The 20,976-nt window shown below is 71.0% G+C and carries 18 protein-coding genes; 9 read left to right on the forward strand and 9 right to left on the reverse strand.

The genetic code is table 11. From position 1 onward, the window contains the following. Positions 1-70: 70 nt before the first annotated feature. Positions 71-1,459 carry a transcriptional regulator gene (locus ACWFR3_RS30925; RefSeq protein ID WP_453737956.1) on the reverse strand — a complete coding sequence of 463 codons (1,389 nt, stop codon included), beginning with the start codon at positions 1,457-1,459 and terminating at the stop codon, positions 71-73. Between the two features lie 310 nt (positions 1,460-1,769). On the opposite strand from ACWFR3_RS30925, the gene ACWFR3_RS30930 reads away from it, so the two are divergent. From ACWFR3_RS30930 to ACWFR3_RS30940, 3 genes are all read left to right on the forward strand, one after another. Then, complete coding sequence (locus ACWFR3_RS30930) at positions 1,770-2,417, forward strand: bifunctional DNA primase/polymerase (RefSeq protein ID WP_453737957.1); 648 nt, start codon at positions 1,770-1,772, stop codon at positions 2,415-2,417. Positions 2,418-2,525: 108 nt separating this feature from the next. Next, a complete protein-coding gene (locus ACWFR3_RS30935) occupies positions 2,526-3,311 on the forward strand; it encodes an ABC transporter ATP-binding protein (RefSeq protein ID WP_453737958.1) in 786 nt (261 codons plus the stop codon). Next, entirely contained in the window at positions 3,308-4,921 is a 1,614-nt protein-coding gene (locus ACWFR3_RS30940) for a transporter (RefSeq protein ID WP_453737959.1), read from the forward strand. The genes ACWFR3_RS30935 and ACWFR3_RS30940 overlap by 4 nt, the downstream gene beginning before the upstream one ends. 114 nt (positions 4,922-5,035) lie before the next feature. Here the strand turns inward: ACWFR3_RS30940 and ACWFR3_RS30945 are convergent, their stop codons facing one another. Both ACWFR3_RS30945 and iscB read right to left on the reverse strand, forming a co-directional pair. Then, positions 5,036-5,686 carry a dihydrofolate reductase family protein gene (locus ACWFR3_RS30945; protein ID WP_453737960.1) on the reverse strand — a complete coding sequence of 217 codons (651 nt, stop codon included), beginning with the start codon at positions 5,684-5,686 and terminating at the stop codon, positions 5,036-5,038. A gap of 379 nt (positions 5,687-6,065) precedes the next feature. Beyond that, positions 6,066-7,499, reverse strand: coding sequence for an RNA-guided endonuclease IscB (iscB, locus tag ACWFR3_RS30950; protein WP_453737961.1), 1,434 nt, complete (start codon positions 7,497-7,499; stop codon positions 6,066-6,068). Between the two features lie 618 nt (positions 7,500-8,117). On the opposite strand from iscB, the gene ACWFR3_RS30955 reads away from it, so the two are divergent. Next, entirely contained in the window at positions 8,118-9,545 is a 1,428-nt protein-coding gene (locus tag ACWFR3_RS30955) for a PAS domain-containing protein (protein ID WP_453737962.1), read from the forward strand. Between the two features lie 441 nt (positions 9,546-9,986). Here ACWFR3_RS30955 and ACWFR3_RS30960 read toward each other — a convergent pair whose 3' ends face one another. The 4 genes from ACWFR3_RS30960 to ACWFR3_RS30975 are packed head-to-tail and all read right to left on the reverse strand — an operon-like array spanning position 9,987 to position 13,478. Beyond that, complete coding sequence (locus tag ACWFR3_RS30960; RefSeq protein WP_453737963.1) at positions 9,987-11,204, reverse strand: ABC transporter permease; 1,218 nt, start codon at positions 11,202-11,204, stop codon at positions 9,987-9,989. Next, positions 11,201-11,929 (reverse strand): ABC transporter ATP-binding protein, encoded by a 729-nt coding sequence (locus tag ACWFR3_RS30965; protein ID WP_453737964.1) that lies wholly within the window; start codon positions 11,927-11,929, stop codon positions 11,201-11,203. Before ACWFR3_RS30965 ends, ACWFR3_RS30960 begins: the two co-directional genes overlap by 4 nt. Continuing rightward, complete coding sequence (locus ACWFR3_RS30970; RefSeq protein ID WP_453737965.1) at positions 11,926-12,993, reverse strand: peptidoglycan-binding protein; 1,068 nt, start codon at positions 12,991-12,993, stop codon at positions 11,926-11,928. Before ACWFR3_RS30970 ends, ACWFR3_RS30965 begins: the two co-directional genes overlap by 4 nt. Then, positions 12,990-13,478 (reverse strand): hypothetical protein, encoded by a 489-nt coding sequence (locus ACWFR3_RS30975; protein WP_453737966.1) that lies wholly within the window; start codon positions 13,476-13,478, stop codon positions 12,990-12,992. Before ACWFR3_RS30975 ends, ACWFR3_RS30970 begins: the two co-directional genes overlap by 4 nt. Before the next feature lie 139 nt (positions 13,479-13,617). Between ACWFR3_RS30975 and ACWFR3_RS30980 the strand changes: the two genes are divergently transcribed. Both ACWFR3_RS30980 and ACWFR3_RS30985 read left to right on the forward strand, forming a co-directional pair. Further along, the gene (locus ACWFR3_RS30980) at positions 13,618-14,286 is read left to right on the forward strand and encodes a response regulator transcription factor (RefSeq protein ID WP_453737967.1); all 669 of its coding nucleotides are present in this window, start codon (positions 13,618-13,620) and stop codon (positions 14,284-14,286) included. 50 nt (positions 14,287-14,336) lie between these two features. Next, the gene (locus ACWFR3_RS30985) at positions 14,337-15,530 is read left to right on the forward strand and encodes a sensor histidine kinase (RefSeq protein WP_453737973.1); all 1,194 of its coding nucleotides are present in this window, start codon (positions 14,337-14,339) and stop codon (positions 15,528-15,530) included. Between the two features lie 26 nt (positions 15,531-15,556). Here ACWFR3_RS30985 and ACWFR3_RS30990 read toward each other — a convergent pair whose 3' ends face one another. Then, positions 15,557-16,321, reverse strand: a complete 765-nt coding sequence (locus ACWFR3_RS30990) for an SIS domain-containing protein (RefSeq protein ID WP_453737968.1) — start codon at positions 16,319-16,321, stop codon at positions 15,557-15,559. 243 nt (positions 16,322-16,564) lie between these two features. Here ACWFR3_RS30990 and ACWFR3_RS30995 point away from each other — a divergent pair, with 243 nt between their 5' ends. Both ACWFR3_RS30995 and ACWFR3_RS31000 read left to right on the forward strand, forming a co-directional pair. Beyond that, a complete protein-coding gene (locus ACWFR3_RS30995) occupies positions 16,565-17,257 on the forward strand; it encodes a metal-dependent transcriptional regulator (RefSeq protein WP_190083856.1) in 693 nt (230 codons plus the stop codon). A gap of 597 nt (positions 17,258-17,854) precedes the next feature. Next, positions 17,855-18,718, forward strand: a complete 864-nt coding sequence (locus ACWFR3_RS31000; RefSeq protein ID WP_453737969.1) for an alpha/beta fold hydrolase — start codon at positions 17,855-17,857, stop codon at positions 18,716-18,718. Positions 18,719-18,790: 72 nt separating this feature from the next. On the opposite strand, the gene pdxH is transcribed toward ACWFR3_RS31000, so the two are convergent. After that, positions 18,791-19,498: a pyridoxamine 5'-phosphate oxidase gene (gene pdxH / locus ACWFR3_RS31005; RefSeq protein WP_453737970.1), complete on the reverse strand. Its 708-nt coding sequence runs from the start codon at positions 19,496-19,498 to the stop codon at positions 18,791-18,793. A 315-nt stretch (positions 19,499-19,813) separates the two neighbouring features. Between pdxH and ACWFR3_RS31010 the strand changes: the two genes are divergently transcribed. After that, complete coding sequence (locus tag ACWFR3_RS31010; RefSeq protein ID WP_453737971.1) at positions 19,814-20,914, forward strand: citrate synthase 2; 1,101 nt, start codon at positions 19,814-19,816, stop codon at positions 20,912-20,914. Positions 20,915-20,976: the final 62 nt, after the last annotated feature.

The following is a 20,976-nucleotide window of genomic DNA, read 5'->3' on the forward strand; positions in this document are numbered from 1 at the left end:
CACACATCACAAATTCTTTACGCGCCTGCTGCCGCGCCCCTGACCCGATCCGCCGCGATCCCGCGCCCCTTCACGCCGCCTGGATGTCCATCCGCGCCCCGAACTCCCTTACCACCGGCTCCTCCCGGTACGGCGCGAGCCGCTCCTGGAAGTCCTCCAGATACTCGGCACCGCGGTTCGACCGCAGCGTGCCGAGGAGTTCGACCGCCTTCATGCCCGTGTGGCACGCCTGCTCGACGTCCCGGCGCTGCACCTGCGCCGTGGCGAGCAGCACGAGGCCGATCGCCCGCCGCCGCGCCCGCGACTCGGGATGCCCTGCGAGGGACTCCTCCGCACTGCGCGCCGCCGCGTCCGCCTGCCCCAAGTCACGATGGCAATGCGCCAGTTCATCGGCCAGATACGCATGGTCGAAGTGCCGGATCCACACCGGGTCGTCGCCCGAGTCCGCTTCCCCGGACGCCCGGTCCATCGCCTCGACCGCGTGGCCCGCGACGACCTGCGTCGAACGGCCGTCCCCGAGCAGCGCGTGGCCCCTGGCCTCGGCGGCGTAGAACATGGCCTCCGCGCGCGGAGTGACCCGCCCGCGCGTCCCCTCCTGGGCCGCACGCGCCAACTGCGCGATCTCCCGCGGGTTCCCGAGCTGCGCGGCGAGATGGCTCATGGACGCGGCGAGCACGTAACCGCCGTACCCCCGGTCGCCCGCCGCCTGCGCTAGCCGCAGCGCCTGGATGTAGTAGCGCTGGGCCAGGCCCGGCTGGCCCGTGTCCACCGCCATGTACCCGGCGAGCTCCGTCAACCGCGCCACCGCGGAGAACAGTTCGCGCCCCACCGCCTCGCGGTACGAACCTGCGAGCAGCCCCGACACCACGCTGTTGAGGTAGTGCACGACGACCGGCCGCACGTGCCCGCTGCCGTACTGGTGGTCGAGCTTCTTCAGCGCCTCCGTCATGGCCCGCACCGCCGCCACGTCGGAGAGCCCGACCCGCGGCCCGGCCATCCGGCCGACCTGCGCGTCCGGGGAGGAAATCAGCCAGTCACGGCTCGGCTCGACGAGCGCGGATGCGGCGACGGACGACCCGGACAGGAAGTCCCGCCGCCCCACGTCGCTGCGCCACAGCTCGCAGACCTGCTCGATGGCACCGAGCACGGTGGGCGAGAACTGCAGACCGACGCCGGAGGCGAGGTTCTTGCCATTCGCCATGCCGATCTCGTCGATCGTGACGGTCCTGCCGAGTTTTCGGCCCAGCGCCTCCGCGATGATTCCGGGCGCCCTGCCGCGCGGCTGCTGCCCGCGCAGCCACCGGGCGACCGACGTCTTGTCGTAGCGCAGGTCGAGACCGTGCTCCGCGCCGCACATGTTGACCCGGCGGGCCAGGCCCGCGTTCGAGCAACCCGCTTCCTGAATGAGTGCCTGCAGCCTTTCGTTGGGCTGCCGCGCGACGAGCGGCCTTGCGGCCATGGCGTACCCCCTGATGTGCACCGTGGTTCATCTGGACGGACTGGACGGAGGGGCCGGAATCAGCCACCCCAGATGATCAATGCCCTTGGGACAAACGGAAGATGCACCACAAACGGACCATAAGTCGGTAACCGGGCTGCTTCTTCGGAGTGCCCCAGTCTTGGCTACCCGCACATGGAACCCATTCCCCATGCGCGCCCCCGCCCGTGCACCCATGCGCCCCACATGCAGGATCGATGCTCCGCCCCCGCGCACGCGACAGCCGTAACCGTAGGTGTCGGGCGGAGTTGAGAAGTCCGTGGAAGAGACCATGGGAGTCACGTCAGCCGCGCACATCCCGAAGCAGCGCGGAGAATCCTTGCTGGACACGGCCGTGCGATACGCGGAAGAGCGCCACTGGGACGTGTTCCCGGGGACGTGGCTGGAGTCCGTCGAGGGGGCCGAAATCTGCTCGTGCGGTGACACCGCGTGCACGACACCCGGTTCGCACCCGGCGCGCGAGGACTGGGCGACCCAGGCGACGGGCAGTGCGACCGGGGCCAGGCGGCTGTGGACCAAGCAGCCGAAGTCCTCGATCCTGCTGCCCACGGGCCGTACGTTCGACGCGATCGACGTGCCGGAGACCGCCGGATTCCTCGCGCTCGCCCGCATGAAGCGGATGGAGCTGACGCTCGGCCCCGTGACCTGCACGCCCGACCGCCGGATGCAGTTCTTCGTCCTGCCAGGAGCCACCGCCAAGGTGCCGGACCTCGTACGCAAGCTGGGCTGGCCGCCGGCCGCGATCGACCTGGTCACGCTGGGCGAGGGCGCGTACGTCGCCGCCCCGCCGACCCGCTTCGGCGCCACCGGCGCCGTGCAGTGGGCGTGCCGCCCCACCGCCGCGAACCGGTGGCTCCCGGACGCGGAGGAGATCATCTCGCCGCTGGCCTACGCGTGCGGGCGCGAGGCACGGCGCTAGGGAATCTCCGGGGCACGGACGCCGGACGGGCTGGTTTTCCAGCTCCCGTCCGGCTTTTGTGCTTCCCCCCGACGTATCGTGCGGAAACGGCGACGAAAGGCGGACACCGTGACCGAGGCAGCACCGCCCGCAGCGGTAAGAGTGCAAGGGCTGTGGAAGGCCTTCGGCCGGCAGATCGCGGTCGCCGGGATCGACCTCGTGCTCCCCGCGGGCAAGTTCATCGGCCTCGTCGGCCCGAACGGCGCCGGAAAGACCACCACCCTCTCCATGGTGACCGGCCTCCTGCGGCCGGACCGGGGCACGGTGGAGGTCGTCGGCCACGACGTGTGGACCGACCCCGTCCAGGTCAAGGCCCGCATCGGGGTCCTGCCCGAAGGGCTCCGCCTCTTCGAGCGCCTCTCGGGGCGCGAACTCCTCGCGTACACCGGACGGCTCCGCGGACTCCCCGGCGACGAGGTCGACAAGCGGGCCACGCAACTCCTGGACGTACTCGACCTCGCGGGCGCCCAGCACAAACTCGTCGTCGACTACTCGACCGGCATGCGCAAGAAGATCGGCCTCGCCGCGGCCCTGCTCCACAACCCCGAGGTCCTCTTCCTCGACGAGCCCTTCGAGGGCGTCGACCCGGTGTCCGCGCAGATCATCCGCGGCGTCCTTGAGCGCTACACCGCGTCCGGAGCGACAGTCGTCTTCTCCTCCCACGTCATGGAACTCGTCGAATCGCTCTGCGACTGGGTCGCCGTGATGGCCGCCGGACGCATCCGCGCGCACGGCACCCTCGCCGAGGTACGGGGCGACGCCTCCTCGCTCCAGGAAGCGTTCCTGGAACTGGTCGGCGCCGGCGCCCGCGACAACGGCTCGCACCTCGACTGGCTGGGCGGCGGCACCCGATGAGCGCGCCGACGGCCACGTCCGCGCCCGCCGCCACCCCTGTGACCGCCGTCTTCGTACGCCTGAAGCTCTCGCTCCTGCGCAACGGCCTGCACCAGTCGACAGGACGCCGCGCCGCCTACATCGCCTCCGTCGTCGCCGCGCTCCTCGTCGCAGCCCTCCAGCTCCTCGGCCTGATCGCCCTGCGCGGCAACGAACACGCCGCCACCATCTCCGTCCTGCTCACCGCCGTGCTCGCGCTCGGCTGGGCGGTGATGCCGCTGTTCTTCCCCAGCGGCGACGAGACCCTCGACCCCACCCGCCTGGTGATGCTGCCGCTGCGCCCCCGGCCGCTGGTGCGCGCGCTCCTCGTGGCGTCCCTGGTGGGCATCGGGCCGCTCTTCACGCTCTGCCTCGCGCTCGGGGCGGTCATCTCCCTCGCGCACGGCGCGGCGGCCACGATCACGGCGATCCTCGCCATCGCCCTGACCCTCCTCATCTGCGTGGCCCTCGCCCGCACCGTCGCCGCCGCCAACATCCGGCTTCTGACCAGCCGCAAGGGGCGCGATCTGGCCGTTCTGAGCGGCCTCGTCATCGCGGTCGGCGCGCAGGTCGTCAACTTCGGGGCGCAGCGCCTCGGTTCCTCCGGCCTCTCGCAGCTCGACCCGGCGGCGGACGTCGTGCGCTGGATCCCGCCCGCGTCGGCGATCGGCGCCGTCGACTCGGTGAGCGAGGGCTCGTACGCGACAGGGATCGCACAACTGGCCCTGAGCGCAGCCGCTCTCGCCACACTCCTCGCCCTCTGGCAACGCAGCCTCACCCACCTCATGACGACCCCCGACGGCTCGACGCTCGCGGCGTCGGGCCCCGCCAAGGCCCGCCCGGCACGCGGCCTCGGACGCCTGCTCCCCGGCGGGCGCACCGGCACGGTCATGGAGCGCAGCCTGCGCTACGTGTGGCGCGACCCGAAGACGAAGGCGGCCTGGGTGACGTCCCTGGCCATCGGACTCATCGTGCCGCTCTTCAACGCCCTCCAGGGCACCGGCTCGATCTACTTCGCCTGCTTCGCGGCCGGGATGCTCGGCGTCCTGATGTACAACCAGTTCGGCCAGGACACCTCGGCGTTCTGGATGGTCGCGATGGCGATCTCCTCGACGTACGACGCGTACATCGAACTCCGCGCCCGCGCACTGGCCCTCCTGGTGATCACCCTCCCGTACGCGACGCTCGTGACGGTCGTCACGGCGGCCGTCCTGGGCGACTGGACGGGCCTGCCGGAGGCACTCGGCCTCTCCTTCGCCCTGCTCGGCGCGATGCTGGCCACGGGCGCCTGGTCCTCGGCCCGCTTCCCCTACTCGATCCCGCAGGAGGGCTACAAGAACGTGGCTCCGGGACAGGCGGGCCTGGCCTGGATCTCCATCTTCGGCGGAATGGTCGCGGCGGCACTGCTCTGCGCCCCGGTACTCGCCTTCACCATCTGGCTGCACATCTCGGGCGCGGCGTCCTGGTCCTGGCTGCTGCTGCCGCTCGGCGGCGCCTACGGAGCGGTGATCACGTACTTCGGCCTGCGCCTTGCGGCGCCGAGGGTGGCGCGGCGGCTGCCGGAGATCCTCTCGGCGGTGAGCAAGGGCTGAGGTCGGCGGTCAGCAAGGGCTGAGGCCCGCGGTCAGCAAGGGCTGAGGCCCGGCCGCAGGGGCCCGCTGCCCGAAGGCGAGCAGGGCCCCTGCGTCACCTCTCTCCTCCCCGCCTCACCTCCGCCAGAACAGGTGATGGGTCACGCCGCTCGGGCTCGGCACGACCTCCAGGTGGAACCGGTCGAGCAGGTCTTCGGGGGACTCCCAGAGGCGCTGTCCGGACCCGAGCTCCAACGGCGCCACCGCCACATGCAGGGTGTCGACGAGATCGGCGTCGAGGAACTGCCGGACGGTGCTGACCCCGCCACCAAGCCTGACGTCCTTGCCCTGCGCCGCTTCCCGCGCCCGTTCGAGGATCGTGGCCGGTTTGCCGTCGACGAAGTGGAACGTGGTGTCGGAGAGCGTGAACGACGGACGCTCGTGGTGGGTCATGACGAACACCGGGGTGTGGAACGGGGGCTCCTCCCCCCACCAGCCCCGCCACTCGTCGTCCTGCCAGGGCCCGCGCTGGGGCCCGAACTTGTTGCGGCCCATGATCTCGGCGCCGATGTTGCGGGCGAAGTCCCGCGTGAAGTAGTCGTCGAGGCCCCGGCTTCCGCCCGCGTCCGCGCGCATGGGCCAGCTCGCCGTGGCTCCGGCCCAGGAGAACAGCCTCTCGGGCCGGTCGAGGCCGAATGGCAGGTCGAGGCTCTGGTGCTCGGCGGCACCGGCGCCGATGCCGTCACTCGAGACGTTGAAGTTCATGACTCTCAGCAGTTGATCCACGTGTTCCCTCATCCTCGTCAGGTCCTGTCACATGACCGCGCGGCAAGGCGCCGCACACCATGACGTCGAACGAGAAACGACCGGATCGACAGGGCCGGCCAACTTCTTCTTCCGAGGGAACGCAGACGACCCGCGAGCCGTGGTCCCCGCCGTACGAGACGGCGGGGAGCCGGCCGGACTTACCGGCGGCTCGCGGGTCGGGTGACTGCTTGGGATTGGGCCGGCTGCACGCACATCACACGTGCTGGTCCGGCGCCGAAATCGAGTTGCGACGACGGGCCACTAGCCCGCAGTCACCTCACGCGTCCGGTTTCCATACATCTGCCGAACCACCTCCTCTCCGTGATGGTCCACAGCCTAGGAAGCGGGGCGGCTCGGCTCAACCGCTTTTTCCGGAAGCCGGTCGGACGGGCTCCCGGCGTGTGTCGTAGGCGTATCCGTCGCCGCGCTGGAGCAGCCGCAGATGCCGGTGGGAGACGTTGATCCGCGCTGTCGGCGCGGCGATGCTGTGCTGGCCCCTGGCCCGCACGGAGACGCGCCCTCGCCAGGTGCCGGCCCACTTGCCGGTGGGCACTGTCGCGCGTACGAGATCCCCCGTGACGTATGCGAAATGCCGCTTGATCCGCGCCCTGCGAAGTCGGGGAAAGCCGAAGCGGTCGGGGGTGGTGCGGGCGTAGCAGCCTCGTCCGGTGGCTTTCACGACCAGAACGCGCGTGGGCACACGGACGATCTTGCCGCCGTTCTCACGATCCAGGTTACCGACGGCGAGGGCGTCGGTGGTGTGGGTCTTCTCGAGCCCCGTCGTCATGCGGTTGCGGTGGGTACGGCCGCCCGGCCAGGCATGCACCGGCGGGCCGAGCGCACCCAGGGCCTCGATGAGTTGTACGCGGGTCGAGTTCATGGCGGCCGCATCGCGCAGAGGCGTCCGGGTCTGCGCAAGGATCACCGCAAGCCGCCCCGGCCGGTCGGCGAGGAACCGGGTGACGGGTGTGCTGCCCTTGGCCTGATTGCAGGGGGCACAGGCGAGTACGAGGTTCGAGAGTCTGCTGGAACCGCCTCGGCTGACGGGGTGGATGTGGTCGATGTTCAGAGGGGCGCCGGTCACTCCGCAGTAGCCGCAGACCTTGCCCCGCGCGGCGAGCAAGTGGGCGCGAGCGTCGGTACCGGCCAGTGCGCCGTCCCGGTACTCGGCGCCTCTGAGCTGCTTCCCGACGCTCATGGAGTGGGAGTCGAACGCGACGCTTTCCAGGTGGACCTCGGTGACGGGCGCGTACCGGCAGAAGCGGGTCACCAGGGAGACGGTGGTGTCGACCCGGTGACGCACTGAGGGGGCGAGCCATCCCTCCGGGCGGGTTCGGTTGTCCCTTCTCGGTGCTCGGTGGCGGAGGTTCGCGGAACGTCGTCTGTGCCGGTACGCGGCGCGCTGCTTCATGCAGTGGCGGATCTGATCGCCGCGGTGGCGGAGCTCGGCCGTCATCAGACCCCGGCGTACGACGACGGGCTCCCCTCCATGGCCGGCTTCCTTCTTCTCGTCCGTGAGGGCGATGCCGGTCCTCTTGGATCCGGGGTCGATGCGCAGTTGCACGCCGGCGACTTCCGAGTCGACGCGTGCGCGGTCCTTGAGCCTGATGGTGAAGGGGACTTGCCGGTGGACGACGGCGCGCCCCTTGTCGAGCAGTTCGCGGGCCCGTGCGGGGTGGCACGGCATCAACGGCTGCCGGTCTCTGGCCAGCACGAAGACTCTGGCTTCGCCGACGCCTCCGTCGTACCCGGACGTGGGAGCGTCACCGCTCCCGATCTCTGCCGTCTCCACCGCCGCAGCGGCCGATTCGGCGTGACGCCGACGGGTTCTGACGCCATGCCCGCCGGTCTCCCCTCGCCCATGTTCCCCGCCGGTGCCCCGCGCGGCGGCGGGGAGTCCGTAAGCCGTTTCGTCCTCGCTCCTGAGGGTGTCTGCTCCCACGGATTCCAGTGCGGGCTGCTGAGGAAGCACAGCCCGGTGGGTCTGCTCGCCTGCGGGAAACGTAGTCATCGAAGAGCGCCTTCCTTTGACCTGGTGGTCTTGATGACTCGGGCTGGTCACTCGGCCTGTCCGCGCAATGGGACGGGCTCCGGCCACGGGGCCGAGGAGCGAGTGACCTCCCTTCGTGTATGCATCGCCGACGCTAGCGATCACACCTATCGCGACGGGCAGAAGCACACGAGGTCATCCGTATGTGCGAAGAGAAGGACGTGAGTTCGTTTCTTTGGTGCGAGACTCTCGAGGAACATCGGGCCGTCCCGGGACGTTCACGCGGGGCAACGATTTCGTCGAACTTCTGGGAAGTACCTGTGGGCTGCGTCACGTTCGAGTTCAATGATCTGACGTGCGGTACACGCGGAACTCGCAGAACATGCAGCTCATGAGGACACGGCCTGCAGGGGGTGCCAGGTGAGTGCTTCCCGGCGTAGCGGAACCACCGATGAGTTGGGGCCTGACGGGCCCGAGCCCGGTGGGGCCGAATTGCTTGCGGCATTGCTGGACGGGATGGACGCCGCGTTGTGTGCGTTCGATGCCGACGGGGTCGTGACGCACTGGAATCGTGAGGCCGAGCGGATTCTCGGGTGGTCGGCGGCGGAGGCCGTCGGGCGGCAGGGGTTCGCGGGGTGGGCGGTGCGGACGGCCGATGCCGAGGAGGTCGAGTCGCGGCTCCTGGCGGCCATGGAGGCGCACGGTCGCCAGGTGCACGAGTTCGCGTTGCTGACCAAGGACGGCGGGCGGGTGCTCGTGCGGACCCAGTCCGCTGCCGTGCGGGGCGGGGACGGGAAACCCGCCGGGTTGTACTGCGCGTTCAGCGAGGTGCACGCGCAGATCGACCTGGAGCGGTCCATAGCCCTGAGCGAGGCGCTGTTCGAGAACGCCTCGTGGGGTGTGGTGCTCGTCGATGCCGATCTCCGTCCTGCCGTGGCCAATGAGCATGCCGCTCGTGCCCTTGGGATGGGGCGTACGGCTCTGCTGGGGCGGCCTCTCGGGGAGTTGCTCGGGCAGGGTGTGGAGGAGCTGGAGAGCGCGCTGAGCCATGTGCTCGCCGAGGGGGCGCCGCCCGCGCCCGCCGAGATGTGGGTCTCCGTGCAGGCTTCGGAGAGCGGTGAGCCCGAGCGGCGTTGCTGGCGCAGCGGCTTTCTGCGGCTGGCGTCGCCGTTGGCGGAGGAGCCGGTGCCGCTGGGGGTCGCCTGGCTGTTCCTGGACGTCACGGAGGCCAAGCAGACCGAGCAGGAGGCGGCGCAACTTCGTTTCCGTTCGCAGCAGTTGCACCGGGCGGCGCGGGCCGCGGGCGAGTGCGAGGATCCGACCGATGCGGCTACGGTCCAGCTGGACTTCGCCCTTGCCGGGTTCGCGGACCATGCGTTGATCGACTTGGTGGCGGGCGTGGGGGACACGGGGAGCGCGGGGGGCACGGGGGGCACGGGGGCGGGCGATGCGGAGCCGGTGCGTCTCATCCGGGTTGCCGCGACGCCTGCGGGCGCTCCCGGGCCGTGCCTGCCGGTGGCCAAGGCGGGCCTGCCCGTGCGCTATCTGGAGGGCCACCCGGCCCCGCAGAGCGTGGACCGGGCGGGTTCCGTACGGGCCAGCGCCGGCACCGCGCCGCCCGAGCGTGCCCGGCAGTGGGCCGCGGCCAGGCAGTGGCCGGAGGATTCCGTCCACGCGTTGTGCGCGGTGCTGCGGAGTCGGGGGCGGACGTTGGGCGTCGTGACGTTTTTGCGGAGTGCCAGCCGTACGCAGTTCGAGCGGGCGGATGCGGCTTATGCGGAGAGCGTCGCGGCGAGGGTTGCGGCATCGCTTGATCTGGCGGATTTGCTGGGTCCTGCCGGGGGCTGAATTCCCTGCCGGGGGGCTGAGCGCGGGGTGACTTCCATGGGGGTAGCTCGGCGCGGGGCGGCTTCCCTGCGGGTACCTCGGCGCGGGGCGGCTTCCCTGCGGGTAGCTCGGCGCTTTTCGAGGCCGCCGCTTCGCGGCGGATCTCTCCCGCCCACCCACCCGTTTGCCCCGTGTTGTGATGGGTGGGTGGGGGCGGTTCGATTGCCGCTGCGGGGCGCTGGGCGGGTGGGGCGGTCCGATTGCCGCTGCGGGGTGCTGGGCGGGTGGGCGGGAAAGATTCGCCGCGAAGCGGCGGCCTGGAGTCTGTCCCGGCACCCGCCGAGCACCCGGCGCGCAGGCCCGGAGCCCATCCTGGCACCCGCCGAGCAACCCGTGCAGCAGCCTGGAGCCCGTCCACGGCGCCGCCGAGCGGCATGCATAAACCCCCGCCCGCCCCGCGAGCTACGCCGCGTGCAGTGCCAGCGTCGGGGAGAGGCGGGCAGCCCGTACCGCTGGGTACAGGCCTGCCACCGTGCCGATGAGCAGGGTCGCGCCGAAGCCGCCCGTCACCGCCCAGAGGGGGATCACCCAGGGGAGCCCGCCCGACACCGCGTACGCGGCCGTCGCCGCTGCCCCCAGGGCGATGCCCGCGACGCCGCCGAGGCCGGAAAGGATCAGGGACTCCGTCACGAACTGGATGCGGATCTGCCCCTTCGTCGCGCCCATCGAGCGCCGCAGGCCGATCTCGTAGCGTCTCTCCAGGACCGAGATGATCATGGTGTTCGCCACTCCGACGCCGCCCACGAGCAGCGCGATCCCGCCAAGCCCGAGCAGCAGCGTCGAGAAGGCGCCCTCCGTCGCCGCCTTCGCCTGCAGGGCAGATGACGGGTCCGTCACCTGGACGTTCCGCGGGTTCTCCGGGTCGATCGACGCGGCGAGCAGGTCACGGACCTCGTGCACGGAAGCGTCGGTGGACCGTTCGTACACCGACGTCGGGCGGCCGTCGAAGCCGAGTTCGCTCTTGGCCGCCGCCCAGCCCACCAGGGCCGAGCGCTCCACGTCGGGCGAGAGCGGCAGCGGGTCGAGGATGCCGACGACCGTGAAGTAGCGGTCGTCCACCCACACCTGCTGGCCGGGCTCCGTGATGCCGAGGCGCTCGGCAGCGACATGGCCGAGGACGATCGACGGATAGCGGCTGTTGGCCGCGTTGAACCACGTGCCGTGCCCCATCCCGCCCCGAAGCACCTTCAGCAGACCCTCGGTCGCCGCCTTGACGGAGATGCCGCCGGTCTCGTCCTCGGGGATCTTCTCGCTGCGCCGCACGCTGCGTTCGAGATCGCCGGTCGCGCCGACGTCCCGTACGCCCTTCACGCGCGAGACCCGGCCCGCCGCGTCACGCGGAAGCACCACCTTCTCCCCGGAGAACATGGGCTCCCCCGGCGAAGCCACCAGCATGTTCGTGCCCAAATCGTCCAGCTCACGCATGAGTTGCGCCTTGCTGGACGACGAGATGCCGACCACCGCGATCATCGTGGCTATCCCGATCGCGATCCCGAGCGCGGACAGGACGACGCGGACCGGGCGGCTGCGAAGGCCCGCCGAGCCGACGTGGAGAACGTCCCGCGGGCCGAGCCGCGCCGCCTTGAGACGCGGGTTCCCGATCTTCTTCGTACGGATCATCCGGGCCGCACCTCCTCACGAGCCGCGGCCCGCACATCTGCCACATCCGCAACATTCGCCACATCCGCCACCACCTGCCCATCCCTGATCCGCACCTGCCGCGGCAGGTGCTCCGCGATCTCCGTGTCGTGCGTGATGACGGCGATCGTCGCGCCCTCCGCGTTGAGGTCGTGGAGGAGCTCCATCACCGCCTCGCCCGACGCGGAGTCGAGCGCCCCGGTCGGCTCGTCGGCCAGGAGCAGGTCCGGCGAACCGACCACCGCGCGCGCGATGGCGACGCGCTGCTTCTGGCCGCCGGAGAGTTCGTGCGGGCGGTGCTTCATGCGGTCCGCGAGGCCCACCCGGTCGAGCGCCTCCGCGGCCCGCGCCCGGCGCTCCCCGCGCGAGAGGCCGGAGTACAGGAGCCCCTCCGCCACGTTGTCCCGCGCGCTGATCCCCGGCACCAGATGGAACGCCTGGAAGACGAAGCCGATGTGCCGTGCGCGCAGCGCGGAGAGGCTGCGGTCGGCCAGCGTCGCGACATCGTGGCCCGCGATCGCCACCGAGCCCTCCGAGGGGCGGTCGAGGGTGCCGATGATGTGCAGCAGCGTCGACTTGCCGGACCCGGAGGGGCCGACGATGGCGAGGAGTTCGCCCTCCTCGACCGTCAGGTCCACACCGCGCAGGGCGGCGACGCCACCGGGGTACTCCTTGGTGACCCCGCCCAACTCCACCACGGCGCTCATATCTTGGGCACCCCGACCTTCATGCCGTCCCGCAACCCGCCACCGGTGACCTCCACCCGCCCCTGGCCGAACATGCCGAGTCCGACCTTCACCTGGCGGGCGCGGCCGTGCTCGACGACCTGGACTCCGTAGCCGCCGCCGGGCAGCGCGAGGAGGGCGTTCACGGGGACGGAGAGGACGTCCTTGCGGGTCTCTCCGGTGAGGTTGACCGTGACCGGGGACTGGTCGAAGCCGTCGACCTTGCCGGGGTCGTCGAAGGAGACCGTCACGGGGATCTTGGGGGTCTTGTCGGACGGGTCGTCGCCCGGCTTGGCCGTCTTGCCGACGGAGGCGACCCGGCCCTGGGCCGTCGTGCCGTCCGGCAGGTCCACGGTGACCTTGGTGCCGACCTTGGCGAGCTTTCCCTCGGCGACGTCGAGCTGGAACCGTACGACCCGCTCGGAGCCCGTCGTGCCGAGCACCGGCTTGCCCGGGGCGACCTGGTCGCCGACGGCCGAATCGGCGGACTTCACGCGGACGCCGCCCGGCGAGAAGGCGATCTGGTCGGGGCCGACGCGGCCCGTCTGCTTCTCGTCGTGCGCCTTCTGCCACTGCTTGACGGCGGCGGCCGTACCCGCCGTGTATTCGTCGTCGACGGCGAGTCCGGCACCGTATCCGAGCGCCTGGAGATTCTCCTCCAGCTGCCGTACGTCGTTGCCCTCGTCGCCGGTCTTCAGCGTGCGGTACATGGGCTCGGTGCCGTACATGAGGCGCACGGGGACGCCGTTGACCTCGTAGAGCCGTCCGTCGCGCCGGACCGTCGAGCCGCTGCCGACGGCCCAGGTGAGGGTGCCTGACGTGCCCGCGTTGATCTTGCGTTCCTTGGCGTAGCCGAGGGTGCCGTCGGTCTGGGTGCCGCTGCTGAGGTCGCCGCGTTCGACGGGGGCGGTGGCGGGCGGGAGCCCGGAGTCCTGCCGCACGGAAGTGTCCTTGCCGTTGTCGGCGAGGGCGGTGACGGCGACGCCGCCGCCGGTGATGGCGAGCAGGGCCACGACGGTGGCGACGACGGCGGTGCGGCGCCTCACGCGACGATGTCCTTGCACGCCTCGGCGGCCTTCTCCATCTTCTTCGCCTCGGCGCCCTCGGGGATCTTCTGGGCTTCCATCGCGCCGCCGTCGAACTTCGGGTCGGGCATGTTGAAGCCGTTCTCGCGCATGCAGCGGGCGTACTTGAGCATCTTGTCCTTGTCGGCCTGCGAGACCGATCCGCCGCCCGGCCGGCCGTTCTTGCCGGTGCACTCCTTCATGGCGGCTTCCATCTTCTCCTTGCTGAGGTCGCCGCCGATGGTGATGCCGCGGCTGTCCTCGCCGGCCTTGGGCTCGGGCACCTTGAGGCCGTGCTTGCGCAGGCACTCGCGCTCCTTGAACGCGGCGTCGGCCTGCTTGCCCTTGCCGCCGTCGGCCTTGTCCTGGCTGCTGCTCTCGCCGCCGCCGGACGAGCAGGCTCCGGCGAACAGGGCGAGTGCGGCGAACCCCGATGCGATGGCGGTTGAGCGCGTACGAGTCCTCATGGCGTCCCCTTCACTTCTCGCTGACGCGCCGACGCGTTGACACGCCGACGCGGCTCAGGCTGGCGGGAACGGGGGTTTCGTTTCTCTCAACGGAGACGCTTACACCGAGGAAAGGTGCACTTCAGGTACACAGGGCCGCATGCGCGTACTGCTGGTGGAGGACGAGGAATTCCTGGCCGAGATGATCGCCGACGGGCTGCGCCGCGACGCGCTCGCGGTGGACGTCGCGGCGGACGGCCTGACCGCGCTGCGCAAGCTCCAGTTCGGCGAGTACGACGTCGTCATCCTCGACCGGGACCTGCCGGGCCTGCACGGCGACGAGGTGTGCCGCAGGGTGGTGTCCCAGCGGCTGCTCACCCGCGTCCTGATGCTGACGGCTTCGGCCACGATCCGGGAGCGGGTCGCGGGCCTGGGCCTGGGCGCCGACGACTACCTCACCAAGCCCTTCGCGTACGACGAACTCCTGGCCCGCGTCCTGGCCCTCGGCCGCCGCACGCGCCCCGCGCTGCCGCCGGTGATCGAACGCGCGGGCCTGGTCCTGGACACGGCCCGCCGCCAGGCCAGCCGCGACGGCCGCCATCTCGCGCTCTCCCGCAAGGAGTTCGCGGTCCTTGAGACGCTGCTGCGGGCGGAGGGCGCGGTGGTCAGCGGCGACGACCTGATCGAACAGGTCTGGGAGGAGGACACCAGCTACCGCACGAACGCGGTCCGCGTCACCCTCTCCAAGCTGCGTACGAAGCTGGGCGACCCGCCGGTGGTGGAGACGGTCCCGGGCGCGGGTTACCGGATCGCGGGGTGGTCGGCGTGAGGCGCCCCGGCGGACACGGCATCCGCGGACACGGCATCCGCTTCGGCGGCCTGCGCAGCGAACGCGCCCGGCTCACCGCTCTCTACGGCGGCATGCTCGTCCTCGCGGGGGCGCTGCTCACCGGGCTCGTCTACTTTCTGGTGCGGCAGGGGCTCTACTCCTCGATCAGCACCGCCGTCACCACCGCGGTGCCCGCCCGCAGGATGTATCCGCCCTGGCGGACGGTCACCCCGGCCCCCTCCGCCTCGCCCGCCAGGGCGCTGCCCACGGACGGCGTCACGTCCGCCGACATCACGCAGGGCCTCGCCGTCACGAGGATCAGTGACGTCGCCGAGCAGGCGGCCCTGAGCCGGCTGCTCACCGTGTCCGTCATCGTCCTTTTCGTGTACGCGGCGCTCTCCATCCTGCTCGCCTGGTGGATGGCGGGCCGCGTCCTGCACCCCGTGGCCGTGATCACCGGCACCGCGCGGCGGCTCTCCGGCGAGAACCTGCACGAGCGGATCGCGCTCGATGCCCCGCCCGGCGAGCTGAAGCAGCTGGCCGACACCTTCGACGAGATGCTCGGGCGGATAGAGCAGCTGGTCAGCGCGCAGCAGCGGTTCGCCGCCAATGCCGCGCACGAGTTGCGCACCCCGCTCGCCGTCCAGCGGGCCGCCGCCGAGATCGGCCTCGCGGGTGAGCCCGACCCCGGGCAGGTGGCCCGCATCCGTACGAAGCTCATCTCCGTCGCCGAGAGCAGCGAGCATCTGATCGAGGGCCTGCTGCTCCTTGCCACCTCGGAGCGGGGGCTCGAACGGCGCGAGCCGGTCGCGCTCGACGTCATCGCCGACGCGGTGGCGGAGGGGCTCGCGGACCGGGCCGCCGAGCGGGACGTCACCCTGTCCCTGCACGCGGAGCCGCTCACCGTGGACGGCGACGGGGTCCTGCTTGACCGCCTCGTACACAATCTGGTGGCGAACGCCGTGGACTACAACGTCAAGGGCGGCCGGGTCGAGGTGCGCACCGGTCCTGACGGCATCGAGGTCACCAACACGGGGCCCGTCGTCCCGCCGGAAACCGTCCCGCACCTCTTCGAGCCCTTCCGGCGCCTGGGGGAACGTACCCACGCGCGCGGGGAGGGCGCGGGCCTCGGTCTCTCCATCGTCGACGCGATCGCCCGCGCACACGGCGCACAGGCGACCGCGGAGGCGAACGGGGCAGGAGGCGGACTCAGCGTGCGCGTGCGCTTCCCCACGGGCCCTTGAGGCCCCGGCGGGGGCCCGGCAGGCCCTCAGCGCCGATAGAAGATCCGGTCTCCGTACTCATCGAACACCCTGCCGTTCCAGTCGTGCCCGCCGTCCACGTTCCCCGACCGCAGCAGAGGGGGCTGGATCCCCCGCCCCGCCAAGGCCTCGACGGCGGTCGCCATCACCGCCTGCATGATCGCGTTGGTGACCACGCTGGATGCGGGCCCGAAGGGCGCGTCGACCGCGTCCAGGCTGAGCTCCGCGTCACCGAGCGCGATCTTGGAGTCGATCACGACGTCGCAGTGGTCCTTGAGGAAGGTCCCTGACACGTGCCGCGACTTCGTCTCCGTCGCGTACGCCACGGACGTCACGCCGATGACCTTCAGGCCCAGCGCACGGGCGTTCATCGCCATCTCCACGGGCAGCGAGTTCCGCCCGGAGAGCGAGATGATCACGAGTACGTCGCCGGGGCGGGCCGGCGAGGAGTCCAGGACGGCGCCCGCGAGCCCGTCCACGCGCTCCAGGGCGGAGCCGAGCGTGGCGGGCATGACGTCGATGCCGACGACGCCGGGGACGGCGAGGAGGTTCATCAGGGCGAGGCCGCCCGCGCGGTAGACGACGTCCTGCGCGGCGAGCGAGGAGTGCCCGGCGCCGAAGGCGAAGAGCCTGTTGCCGGCCTCGACGGCGTCGGCGAGCAGCGTGCCCGCCGCGTCGACGTTCCCGGCCTCCTCGTCGCGGACCCGCCCGAGCAGTCCGATCGCGGCGTCGATGTACTGACCGGCCAGCTTGCTCTCGCTCTTCGAGCCCATGCGCCGAGGAACCTTTCCGGGTCCGTATGTGTTCTGTACGTAAGTCCTGCACGTATTTCCTGCACGCTTTTCCCGTGTGCCGCGGATCACGTTGCGGTCTGGACCAGTGCCCTGTCAATACGGCCCGAGCACGCCGTCGAGGCCGTCAGGACCGGGTTTTCCCCTGGCGCGACCCGGTTGTCAGCGGTATGCGTCAGACTTGATGCCAGGGCCGGCCGCACGAGCGAGATCTGAGGGGCACCCATGTCGGGGCTTATTGACACCACTGAGATGTATTTGCGCACCATCCTCGAGCTGGAGGAGGAAGGTGTGGTGCCCATGCGCGCCCGGATCGCCGAGCGTCTCGACCAGAGCGGGCCGACGGTGAGCCAGACGGTCGCGCGCATGGAGCGCGACGGGCTCGTGGCCGTCGCGAGCGACCGCCACCTGGAGCTGACGGAGGAGGGCCGCAGGCTCGCCACCCGCGTGATGCGCAAGCACCGACTCGCGGAGTGCCTGCTCGTCGACGTGATCGGCCTGGAGTGGGAGCAGGTCCACGCCGAGGCGTGTCGCTGGGAACACGTGATGAGCGAGGCGGTGGAGCGCCGCGTCCTGGAGCTCCTGCGCCACCCCACCGAGTCTCCGTACGGCAACCCGATCCCGGGCCTGGAGGAGCTGGGCGAGAAGGACGGCGCCGACCCGTTCCTGGACGAGGGCATGGTCTCCCTGGTGGACCTCGACCCGGGCGCGGACGGCGCGACGGTCGTGGTGCGCCGCATCGGCGAGCCCATCCAGACGGACGCGCAGCTGATGTACACGCTGCGGCGCGCGGGCGTGCAGCCCGGCTCCGTGGTCAGCGTGACGGAGTCCGCGGGCGGGGTGCTCGTGGGCAGCAGCGGCGAGGCCGCGGAGCTGGACGCCGAGGTCGCCTCGCACGTATTCGTCGCCAAGCGCTGAGGCACACGTACTCCCCTTACCGGGAGTACGTGTCAACTAGCGTGACGCGTCGGCCAGTTGTGAAGACCCCGGGATTGTATGGGGTCCAAGATTCAGTGTGCGGAATCGCAGCGCGAGGCCGTTTTGCGTGCGAGGCTGTCGCGAGAGGCATATGACTTGAGGGCTCTTGCCGCGGCGCCGGGTCCGGCCGCCGCGGCCGTGGGAGGGGGCAGAAGGATGTGCCCATCTGATGAGCGGGAGCACGTACGCGAACGGCGCGTACCAGCACGTTCAGCACGTCGTCCGGCACGTCGTCCAGCACGCCCCGTGCATACAGAGGGCCCCGGCGCCCTTGAGCGCCGGGGCCTGTCCTCCCCTGTTCCGACCCGGAGCCCCGAGCTCCCGGGGTCGTCCCCCTCGGACCGTTTTCCCCGAGCGGCCCGCCTCCCGATGGAGATCTCCCCTCGGCGGCGGCGAACAATCCTTGAGCGTGGTCACTCGAACGAGGGGTGTTACCGGCGAACAGGCCGCTTTCGAAAAAGGGTTCGATAGCGTGCGGGGGTGCGTGACAGAACCAGGCGTTCAGCCCGAGATGATTCAAGGGGGGTGCCAGGAACCATGGTGCGGCGCATTGACGTGACGGGCGCGGACGGCGTACGCCTCGCTGCCTGGGAGTTCGCCGATCCTCCCAAGTCCACGGAACAGGACGGGTCACCGGGAGGCGTGCTGTTACTGCACGGCCTGATGGGCCGCGCCTCCCACTGGGCGGGCACCGCCCGCTGGCTCTCCGAGCGGCATCGCGCGGTCGCACTCGACCAGCGCGGGCACGGACAGAGCGAGAAACCCCCGGAGGGCCCCTTCACCGCAGGGGCCTACGTGGACGACGCCGAGGCCGCACTCGTCCAGCTCGGCCTCGCACCCGCCGTCCTCATCGGCCACTCCATGGGCGCGCTCACCGCGTGGGAGCTCGCCGCGAAGCGCCCCGATCTCGTCCGCGCCCTGATCATCTGCGACATGCGGGCCTCCGCGCTCGGCGCCGCGTCGCAGCGCGAATGGGAGGACTGGTTCAAGGCCTGGCCCGTCCCCTTCGCCACCCTCGCCGACGTCCGGAAGTGGTTCGGCGAGGACGATCCCTGGGTGGAGCGGCCGAACCCCTCGCGCGGCGAGTTCTTCGCGGAGGTGATGACCGAGGGCCCGGACGGCTGGCGCCCCGTATTCGACCGCGACCAGATGCTGAAGTCCCGCGAGACCTGGGTGTACGACGCACACTGGGAGGGCCTGACCCAGGTCCAGTGCCCCGCCCTGGTCGTCCGGGGCCTGGACGGCGAGCTGGGCCGTGCCGAGTCCCAGGAGATGGTCCGCGTGCTGCCCCGCGGGGCGTATGCGGAGGTGGCCGACGCGGGCCACCTGGTGCATTACGACCAGCCGGAGGCGTGGCGCGAGGCGATCCAGCCGTTTCTGGACGGGGTCCTGACGGGATAGGCCGCCCCGCGGCCGGTCCTGACGGGATAGGCCGCCCGGCGGCCGGTCCTCACGGGCCGAGGCGCTCCCCGCTCACGGGCTGAGGCGCTCCACGGTCCATTCCGAAGCGGCGACGGCGGCGGCATCCGGCCCCGTCCGTTCGTAGCGCAGGCGGTCGTGCAGGCGGTTGGCCCTGCCCTGCCAGAACTCCACGGACCGCGGCTCGACGCGGAAACCGCCCCAGTGCGGAGGCGCAGGCACCTGTTCGCCCTCCGGATAGCGCGCCGCCAAGTCGTCGTACGCGCGGTCGAGGTCGTCGCGCGTGGCGATGACCGAGGACTGGGCGCTGGCCCAGGCGCCGAGCTGGGAGCCGTGCGGGCGGGTGCGGAAGTACGCCACCGTCTCCTCGCGGGCGACGCGCTCCGCCGTGCCGGTGACGATGACCTGGCGGGCCATCGGGTGCCAGGGGAAGAGCAGCGCGATGTTCGGGTTCGCGGCCAGTTCACGGGCCTTGCGGGACTCGTAATTGGTGAAGAAGACGAAGCCGCGCTCGTCGTAGCCCTTCAGCAGGACCGTGCGCGAGCTGGGGCGGCCCGCGGCGTCCACCGTCGAGACGACCATGGCGTTCGGCTCGTGGAGCACGCCCTCGCCGGCCGCGGCGAGCGCCTGGGTGAACCAGAGCGCGAACAGCTCGACGGGCGTGGCGGGCAGCTCCGTCTCCAGGAGCCCGTCGATTCCGTAGTGGGCACGAATGGCGGCGGGGTCGGCCGGGGCGGGTACGGGAGTGGCTCGATCGGTCACGCGGTCATACTGCCGTATACGAGGCATCTGCCGACGGGCTGTTGCGCCCCTCAGGGAGGTGACGTGTGGCACTGAGTGCCGCATACCATCGCCAAGGGTGGCACCAAGGGATATCGTCCCGCTACCGAATCGGTTGGGTGACCACCAGCCGCACGGGGCATCACCCGGGTGACCGAACCGGAACGCGAGTCGAAGACCGGAAGCCGTCGACGCACCGGCAGACCGCGGAACCGGGCCGGAATTGCCCACTTCTGACACATGGTCACGAGCTGTCTGTCACCACCATCTGTCGCACACATCACGAGGAGCCGCCTGATGTCCGACTTCGTACCCGGACTTGAGGGAGTCATTGCGTTCGAGACGGAGATCGCCGAACCGGACAAGGAAGGCGGCGCGCTTCGCTATCGCGGCGTCGACATCGAGGATCTGGTCGGCCATGTCTCCTTCGGCAACGTCTGGGGCCTGCTGGTCGACGGTGCGTTCAATCCGGGCCTGCCGCCCGCCGAGCCGTTCCCGATCCCGGTGCACTCCGGAGACATCCGCGTCGACGTGCAGTCCGCGCTCGCGATGCTCGCCCCCGTGTGGGGCCTGAAGCCGCTCCTGGACATCAGCGAGCAGGAAGCCCGCGACGACCTCGCACGGGCCGCCGTCATGGCGCTCTCGTACGTCGCCCAGTCGGCGCGCGGCCAGGGATTGCCGATGGTCCCGCAGCGCGAGATCGACAAGGCGGACACGGTCGTCGAGCGCTTCATGAAGCGCTGGCGCGGCGAGCCCGACCCCAAGCACGTCCAGGCCGTCGACGCGTACTGGACGTCGGCCGCCGAGCACGGCATGAACGCGTCCACGTTCACGGCGCGCGTCATCGCCTCCACGGGCGCGGATGTGGCGGGGGCGCTGAGCGGGGCCGTGGGCGCCATGTCCGGGCCGCTGCACGGCGGGGCTCCCTCCCGTGTCCTCGGCATGATCGAGGAGATCGAGCGGACGGGGGACGCGGTCGCCTACGTGAAGCAGGCCCTGGACAAGGGTGAGCGTCTTATGGGCTTCGGCCACCGGGTGTACCGGGCCGAGGACCCGCGGGCGCGGGTCCTGCGCCGCACCGCCCGTGAGCTGGGCGCTCCTCGCTTCGAGGTGGCGGAGGCGCTGGAAAAGGCCGCGCTCGACGAGCTGCACGCTCGCCGTCCGGACCGCGTCCTCGCGACGAACGTCGAGTTCTGGGCCGCGATCGTCCTCGACTTCGCCGAGGTGCCGGCGCACATGTTCACGTCCATGTTCACGTGCGCGCGGACCGCGGGGTGGTCGGCGCACATCCTCGAACAGAAGCGGACGGGGCGTCTTGTCCGCCCATCGGCGCGGTACGTGGGCCCCGGTACGCGGGACCCGCGGGAGGTTGTCGGGTACGGGGACATCGCGCGCTAGCCGTCGATCACCGGCTTCGCCGAGTTCGTCCTCAAACGCCGGACGGGCTGGATTTCCAGCCG

The sequence above is a fragment of the Streptomyces sp. NPDC055189 genome (assembly GCF_053606765.1).

Excerpts from the sequence above, each read along its gene's own strand:
- ACWFR3_RS30960 (WP_453737963.1), bottom strand. The coding sequence starts at position 11,204 with ATGATCCGTACGAAGAAGATCGGGAACCCGCGTCTCAAGGCGGCGCGG.
- ACWFR3_RS31000 (WP_453737969.1), top strand. The coding sequence starts at position 17,855 with ATGGTGCGGCGCATTGACGTGACGGGCGCGGACGGCGTACGCCTCGCT.
- ACWFR3_RS30965 (WP_453737964.1), bottom strand. The coding sequence starts at position 11,929 with ATGAGCGCCGTGGTGGAGTTGGGCGGGGTCACCAAGGAGTACCCCGGT.
- ACWFR3_RS30975 (WP_453737966.1), bottom strand. The coding sequence starts at position 13,478 with ATGAGGACTCGTACGCGCTCAACCGCCATCGCATCGGGGTTCGCCGCA.
- ACWFR3_RS30930 (WP_453737957.1), top strand. The coding sequence starts at position 1,770 with ATGGGAGTCACGTCAGCCGCGCACATCCCGAAGCAGCGCGGAGAATCC.
- ACWFR3_RS30925 (WP_453737956.1), bottom strand. The coding sequence starts at position 1,459 with ATGGCCGCAAGGCCGCTCGTCGCGCGGCAGCCCAACGAAAGGCTGCAG.
- ACWFR3_RS30940 (WP_453737959.1), top strand. The coding sequence starts at position 3,308 with ATGAGCGCGCCGACGGCCACGTCCGCGCCCGCCGCCACCCCTGTGACC.
- ACWFR3_RS30990 (WP_453737968.1), bottom strand. The coding sequence starts at position 16,321 with ATGGGCTCGAAGAGCGAGAGCAAGCTGGCCGGTCAGTACATCGACGCC.
- ACWFR3_RS31010 (WP_453737971.1), top strand. The coding sequence starts at position 19,814 with ATGTCCGACTTCGTACCCGGACTTGAGGGAGTCATTGCGTTCGAGACG.
- ACWFR3_RS30980 (WP_453737967.1), top strand. The coding sequence starts at position 13,618 with ATGCGCGTACTGCTGGTGGAGGACGAGGAATTCCTGGCCGAGATGATC.
- ACWFR3_RS30995 (WP_190083856.1), top strand. The coding sequence starts at position 16,565 with ATGTCGGGGCTTATTGACACCACTGAGATGTATTTGCGCACCATCCTC.